This window comes from Runella sp., assembly GCF_027484545.1.
Lineage (GTDB): Bacteria > Bacteroidota > Bacteroidia > Cytophagales > Spirosomataceae > Runella.
Map to the genome: position 1 here is coordinate 1 of NZ_JAIXST010000224.1, position 5,369 is coordinate 5,369.

Consider the following 5,369-nt stretch of genomic DNA (forward strand, 5'->3'; position numbering starts at 1 on the left):
ATATCAAAGTTGATAAATCTGTAAGTGATGATATTAGAATCCAAAGGCACCCTAAAATCCCTGATTTAAATTATAGAATTAATTATTAAATGTTCAACTTATTTAATTCTCGTTCCTTAATCCATAGAAATCGATGCGGCAGTATCAAAACTGAATTTATCATCGAAGCCATTGATAAACTTAAAGAAACCTTGACCAAACCAAGCGTTATAGTGCTTGATAATGCCCGTATTCATCATTCTAAACTATTTCAAAGTAATATAGAAAAGTGGCAAAATCAAGGTCTTTATATCTTTTATTTACCTGCATATAGCCCTCATCTTAATCGCATTGAAACACTTTGGAGGCATACGAAATACAGGTGCGGGGCCGCCCGTGCGGATAAAGCCACAAGACTACAAGGACTTGAATACTTTAAAGATAGCTCTTGATAGTATTTGGGATTCTTTTGGAGTAAACTATCAAATCAAATTTTCAAAGAACAAAATATAAAATAATTGTGTACAACTACTTAAATCCTTTCGATTTACCGATGTATTCTACGGCTTGGTGAATATCGTGGAGACTGATGCCGCAGATTTTGGCTGCTTCGCGCATGTCGCGGTCTGCGACTTTGACGCGGTAGGTATCGTAGCCTTCAGTGTGATTTTTGATAAAGTTTTCATCAATGTATCCCCTCGAAATCAGTCCTTTCGCAATGGCATTCATCAAAACAATGTCAGTGTCGGGCTTGATTTGGAGGTGTAAATCAGCCATTTTAGCGGTATCGGTGCGGCGCGGGTCCACCACAATAAATTTTACCCGTGGATTAGCCGCTTTGTGAGCTTCCAGGCGCCGAAACACAATCGGGTGATTCCAGGCAGGGCTGGGGCCGGCAATCAAAAAGCAATCCGCCAATTCAATGTCTTCGTAAGTGCACGCAACGGAATCTTCACCCAAAGCCATTTTGTACCCCACCACTGCCGACGACATGCAAAGGCGTGAATTGGTATCAATGTTATTTGATCTGATAAAACCTTTGATAAGCTTGTTGACTACGTAATATTCTTCCGTTAAGCACTGACCCGAGGCGTAAAATCCAACGGAATCGGGACCGTATTTTTCGATGAACGTTTTGAAAACTGCCGCTGCGCGCTCCAAAGCCGTATCCCACGACACGCGTTGTAAATCCCCCCGCCGATTCCAACGCATCTGAGGATACAGCAATCGGTCGCTTGTATCCATTACGGTGTAGTGTAAATTCATGCCTTTGGAACAAAACATCCCTTTGCTCGAAGGGTGGTCAGGGTCCCCCGCGACGGAAATGGTCCCATCGCGGGTTTTCCTGACCACTACCCCGCAGCCTACGCCGCAGTAGCAGCAGGTGGATTTATAGGTTTCCATAGTTCAGTTCGCGGCTACTTTTATTTGAGTAAATAAATTATATTTGTTCAAAAAACAAAGCTGGTATGTCGGTACTCGAATTAAAAAATGACTTGCATCGGTTGGTTGTGAATACCGAAGACGAGGTCATATTGGAAAATGTCCGGGCTTATTTCCTCAATCTTACCTCTCACGAAGATTGGTGGGATAAGCTCCGGGATACACAACAACAACTTGTTAATGAAAGTATCAAGCAATTGGACAACGGACAAACGTATACTCATCAAGCTGTTCGAGAACGAATTTCAAAACTTTTACACAAATAGATGAACGACAGTTTTGAAATTGTTTGGTCAGAATTAGCTGAAGATTCGTATATCCAAATTTTAAATTATTTGCTTGATAATCAATATAGTAATGCGGCCATTAAATTGGATCTGGCAACTGAAAAATTAGTGAGCAGACTTCAAAATTTCAGTGAATTATGCCCACCTTCTTCAAAGATTCCTCAATTGCGAAAATGCGTGGTTAATGAATACATTTCAATGATTTATCGAGTTTCAGGTAACTTAATAGAAATCGTTGCCTTTATCGACAATCGCTCCAGCCATAGCTTTTAAACAATGGTATTTACGCCGTTTGCAATTCGGCCTCCGTTTCTATTGAGTTGACTGTCAAGGTTTGGTCACCCTATGATGGACACGATGCCGCCAATATACATAAAGGCCTGTACGTGGCTGATGGACTGCGATTTGAACAAAAAGCCCATTAACATTCTGACAAAGATTTAAACATCTTCAATCGAGAATTTGTCGAACAACAGCCCCATTAATCGGTCGTGGATTTCAATTCAAACAGGGTCGTGAACGATTGCTTTTTTATTACGTGGACGCGACAGCGGAACCTCTACAATCTCTTTGATGGTGGCTTCAGGTCCATTGTTCATTACTACCACGCGGTCAGAAAGAAAAATTGCTTCTTCAATGTCGTGCGTGACCATCACAATGGTTTTGTTGCGGTTGTCCATGTTCCAGAGTTTCAGCAACTCGATGTGCATGGAGCCTTTAATCAAAGCGTCTAAAGCTCCAAAAGGCTCATCAAGTAACAGGATGGTTGGATTGATGGAAAACGCCCGCGCAATGGCTACACGCTGCTTCATACCGCCCGAAAGCTGTCCTGGAAGTTTGTCTTTGTGAGTCCAAAGGTTGACCATCTTGAGATTTTCCTCCACAATTTCACGTTTTTCAGCAGCCGTTTTATTTTTAAAAACAGAATCCACGGCCTCGTAAATATTTTTGTACACAGAAAACCACGGCAATAAAGAATAGTTTTGAAACACAATACCCCGATCGGGTCTGGGACCTTTGACAACCGAACCGTTAGCGATGACCGTTCCGCTCGTCGGGGCGGTCATTCCGGAAATAGTGCCCATCAGCGTGGATTTTCCACAGCCGGAATGGCCGATCAAGGCAACTATCTCCCCTTTTTTAATGGTTAAATCAATATTTTTAATGGCCGTAAAAACCCCTTTGGGCGTTTTGAACGACACGCTGACGTCTTTTACTTCAATGGAAGCAGGGCGAGATTGAATTTTATGAAACTCACTCGCGGAGTCTATGGGAGCAGTAAGTGTATTGAGAGTCATGATTTTAGTGTTTTTAAACTTTGACAAAGTTTTGAACTTTGTCAAAGTTGTTTAAGCAAATGCAAAACGTTTTTGAAGCCAATCGAAACCTTTGTCGAGCAATAAGCCTACGGTGCCTATGATCAAAATGGCCGAAAGTATTTTTTCCAAACTGAGCGCATTCCAGCTGTCCCACACAAAAAAGCCGATTCCAACGCCGCCAGAGAGCATTTCGCCCGCAACGATCACCATCCAAGCCACTCCGATACTGAGGCGTAAACCCGTGATAATGTGCGGTAAAGCAAACGGAATGATGACTTTGGTAATGTATTTCCATTTGGAGAACCCATACGCTTTGGCTACGTTTTTGTGGTCTTGCGGAATGGAAGCTACCCCAAAGGCGGTATTAATCAACGTGGGCCAAACACTGGTAATGAAGATGATGAAAATGGTTGCTCCTTCGGCAGCTTTGAAAGCCAACAATCCCAACGGAAACCACGCCAAAGGCGAAACAGGACGCAGAATTTGAACAATGGGATTAATCAAACGAAAAGCGGTTTTACTGGAACCTATCAACAAGCCCACCGGAATGGCAACAAGGCTGCCTGCTCCAAAACCGCTGAACACACGAATAAGCGAACTTACCAGTTGATTTCCAATGCCTTTGTCGTTGGGCCCATTGTCATAAAAGGGAGTAGCAAGCATTTCGCTGAATACCGCCCAAGTCATGAGGGGAGTTGGGATTTCGTTGTTTGTAAGAATGGAGACACCCCACCAAGCGCCCAGTAAAAGAACGGCACTGCCTATACCGAACAAAATCGGCAGGTAGGTTTGAATTGTGAATAGTTTCTTCATGCTATTAGTAGTAAGTAGTTGGTATTGAGTAGTTAGTAGAAAGGTATGAGTCTTACTACTTTATACTGACTAGTCAATACTGTTATTTATTTTTTTGCTGAGGCCAAATATGCAGAGATATTAGCGGGGTCAAACAACACATCGTAGGTAGTCTTGAAGGCTTTCATATCGTCGGTCATGACGGGCACTTTGGCTTCGCGGGCTACTTCGGCGTAGAGGTCATCTAAAATGAGTTTTTCGGCAATTCCCTTGAAATCCGGATTGGATTTCAGCATGCCGAATCGTACATATTGCGCCAAAAACCATACACCGTGAACTTTACGAGGAGTGTTTACGAAACCTTTGTTATAAAACGTCATGTAATCATCTTTGTATTTCTGCACGCCCAAGTCGCAGCCTAAGTCGTTGGAACCCAACAAACGAGCTTCAATAACGGGCAAAGCAGCATTGACGTAAGATGGTTTGGAGAGCCAACCGGCGGCTTTTTTGCGGTTGCTCATATTGTCGAGCCATTGGCACGCCTCCAAGATGGCTTTCATTACATTTTTAGGGTTTTCGCGCTCTTTGGCCGCAAATTCCTTGTTGACAACCAATGCTTTTTCGGGATGGTGTTTCCAAATATCCTGCGTTGCTATTTGAGTAAAACCGATATTTGTAGCGGCTGCTACGCCATTCCACGGTTCTCCTACGCAGTAGCCTTCCATGTTATCAACGCGCATATTGGCGACCATCTGCGGAGGCGGAATGGTAATAATTCCAACCGATTTTTGGTTGATGCCTGCTGCTGCCATCCAGTTACGAAGCCATATATCGTGCGTTCCTCCCGGGAAGGTCATGGCAAACGTTACTTCCTTTCGTGCCTGTACCTGCTTTACCGCTGCCGCCACTTTGTTCATTTCTTTGAAGCCTACCAATCCGCAAAAATCTTTGGAGAGCGTAATGGCTTGACCATTGTTGTTCAAAACCATGGCAATCTGCATTTCAGAGCCTGCTTTGCCTCCTAAACCTGTATAGACGGAGAAAGGCATTCCGAATAAGCAATGCGCTCCGTCGAGCTCACCGTTGAGTATTTTATCGCGAATATTGGCCCATGATGCTTCTTTTGAAAGTACCACGTCTACACCGTATTTTTGAAACAGGCCGAGTTCTTTAGCTGCCACCAAAGGGGCGCAGTCAGTGAGGGGGATAAAACCTAATTTTACTTGAGGTAATGCTGCTTTTCGCATCGACACGCCACTAAGAGGAGTGCTGCCAGTGCAGCAAGAGTAAATTTATAAGTAGTTTTCATTTTGGAAAGACAATTGGATAGCAAGCTTGGATACATATTCAGGCAAGATGTTTTAGGTGAAAAGAATTGAATAGACTTTCTAAGTCTCAAAGACTTAGAAAGTCTCGACGCTATTGCTTAACCCCTAACTCCGCCAAGAAATTACGTAATAGCTACTTGGAGTTTAGAGAGTAGTTTTTGGGTTTGGTTGGTTATGGGCTCAAGCACCCAATTGCCATTGATTCTTACTTTTCTAACCTC

The 5,369-nt window shown here is 43.2% G+C and carries 6 protein-coding genes and 1 pseudogene; 3 read left to right on the plus strand and 4 right to left on the minus strand.

Translation table 11 applies throughout. From position 1 onward, the window contains the following. Positions 1-89: 89 nt before the first annotated feature. A complete protein-coding gene (locus tag Q0081_RS20465) occupies positions 90-431 on the plus strand; it encodes a transposase (protein ID WP_298357791.1) in 342 nt (113 codons plus the stop codon). An 82-nt stretch (positions 432-513) separates the two neighbouring features. Here Q0081_RS20465 and Q0081_RS20470 read toward each other — a convergent pair. Then, positions 514-1,383, minus strand: a pseudogene (locus Q0081_RS20470) (molybdopterin-dependent oxidoreductase); the annotation flags it as partial. Positions 1,384-1,448: 65 nt separating this feature from the next. Between Q0081_RS20470 and Q0081_RS20475 the strand changes: the two are divergent. Both Q0081_RS20475 and Q0081_RS20480 read left to right on the plus strand, forming a co-directional pair. Further along, positions 1,449-1,688 (plus strand): hypothetical protein, encoded by a 240-nt coding sequence (locus Q0081_RS20475; protein ID WP_298357794.1) that lies wholly within the window; start codon positions 1,449-1,451, stop codon positions 1,686-1,688. Further along, the gene (locus Q0081_RS20480; RefSeq protein ID WP_298357797.1) at positions 1,689-1,982 is read left to right on the plus strand and encodes a type II toxin-antitoxin system RelE/ParE family toxin; all 294 of its coding nucleotides are present in this window, start codon (positions 1,689-1,691) and stop codon (positions 1,980-1,982) included. A gap of 230 nt (positions 1,983-2,212) precedes the next feature. Here Q0081_RS20480 and Q0081_RS20485 read toward each other — a convergent pair whose 3' ends face one another. The 3 genes from Q0081_RS20485 to Q0081_RS20495 all read right to left on the minus strand — a co-directional run bounded on the left by Q0081_RS20485 (position 2,213) and on the right by Q0081_RS20495 (position 5,067). Continuing rightward, positions 2,213-3,007, minus strand: coding sequence for an ABC transporter ATP-binding protein (locus Q0081_RS20485; protein WP_298357800.1), 795 nt, complete (start codon positions 3,005-3,007; stop codon positions 2,213-2,215). A 51-nt stretch (positions 3,008-3,058) separates the two neighbouring features. Next, on the minus strand, positions 3,059-3,841 hold the full coding sequence (gene ntrB / locus Q0081_RS20490) for a nitrate ABC transporter permease (protein WP_298357803.1): 783 nt from the start codon (positions 3,839-3,841) through the stop codon (positions 3,059-3,061). Between the two features lie 86 nt (positions 3,842-3,927). Beyond that, a complete protein-coding gene (locus Q0081_RS20495; RefSeq protein WP_298357806.1) occupies positions 3,928-5,067 on the minus strand; it encodes a CmpA/NrtA family ABC transporter substrate-binding protein in 1,140 nt (379 codons plus the stop codon). Between the last annotated feature and the right edge of the window lie 302 nt (positions 5,068-5,369).

Bases quoted from the DNA above. Each gene is read 5' to 3' on its own strand.
- Q0081_RS20465 (WP_298357791.1), top strand. From the start codon at position 90: ATGTTCAACTTATTTAATTCTCGTTCCTTAATCCATAGAAATCGATGC.
- Q0081_RS20475 (WP_298357794.1), top strand. From the start codon at position 1,449: ATGTCGGTACTCGAATTAAAAAATGACTTGCATCGGTTGGTTGTGAAT.
- Q0081_RS20480 (WP_298357797.1), top strand. From the start codon at position 1,689: ATGAACGACAGTTTTGAAATTGTTTGGTCAGAATTAGCTGAAGATTCG.
- Q0081_RS20485 (WP_298357800.1), bottom strand. From the start codon at position 3,007: ATGACTCTCAATACACTTACTGCTCCCATAGACTCCGCGAGTGAGTTT.
- ntrB (WP_298357803.1), bottom strand. From the start codon at position 3,841: ATGAAGAAACTATTCACAATTCAAACCTACCTGCCGATTTTGTTCGGT.
- Q0081_RS20495 (WP_298357806.1), bottom strand. From the start codon at position 5,067: ATGCGAAAAGCAGCATTACCTCAAGTAAAATTAGGTTTTATCCCCCTC.